This is a genomic window from Mycobacterium sp. KBS0706 (genome assembly GCF_005938675.2).
Classification (GTDB): Bacteria; Pseudomonadota; Alphaproteobacteria; order DSM-16000; family Inquilinaceae; genus Inquilinus.
In genome coordinates, this window is record NZ_VCCH02000310.1 from 1 (window position 1) to 808 (window position 808).

Below are 808 nucleotides of genomic sequence, written 5' to 3' on the forward strand. Positions count from 1 at the left end.
GGGCTTGTCACGTTGTCGAGCCTGGCCGCGATGGGCCAACATCCGCCAGGCTCAGGCCGCGACGCCAGCCGCATCCCGCCATGCCGCAAACGCCTCGGCTCGGAACAGCCGGTGCGTGCAGGCAGTGGTGAGGTGACGGCAGATGTTGAACGTGTTGTAGGTCGCGGCGTGCATCGACAGGAACCGCTGCGCCGAGGCGGCAGACTTGAACCGTTGCAGCTTGCGCTCCCGTCGGCGAACCGGGACGTGCGAGCTTTCGGCCCGGTTGTTCAGCCGCTTGGCCCATAGGTGGGGGATGCCGTCGAGCTGCAGATCACGAAGCGCCGCGCCGTAGGCCGGACACTTGTCGGTGACCCAGGTGATTGGAGCAATGCCCTGCTTCCGGAGGAGCTTGCGCATCAGCTTGCGGGCTGCAGCCGCGTCCCGCCGGGCCTGAACCAGAACGTCGAGCACCTCACCGTCGGCATCGACGGCTCGCCAGAGATACATCTGCTCGCCGCCGATCCGGACGAACATCTCGTCGAGGTGCCAGCGCCAGTGCGGCGCCGGCCGCTGCGCGCGAAGACGCCTCGCGATCATCGGGCCGAACGCGCTGACCCACCGACGGATGGTCTCGTACGACACCTCGATCCCGCGTTCGGCGAGCAGGTCCTCGACGTCGCGGTAGCTCAGCGTGAAGCGAAGGTACATCCACACGGCGCGTTGGATCACGTCCGATGGAAAGCGATAACCGGCATAGTCAGGTGGGGTCATGGCCACAGCTACGCCGCTTGCCGGCCTTCCGCAAGGCCGCGAACGTGACAAGCCC

1 protein-coding gene is annotated in these 808 nt (G+C 67.0%); it reads right to left on the bottom strand.

Annotation, left to right across the window (positions count from 1 at the left end):
* Window positions 1–51: 51 nt before the first annotated feature.
* On the bottom strand, window positions 52–753 hold the full coding sequence (locus FFK22_RS41995; RefSeq protein WP_143957021.1) for an IS6 family transposase: 702 nt from the start codon (window positions 751–753) through the stop codon (window positions 52–54).
* Window positions 754–808: the final 55 nt, after the last annotated feature.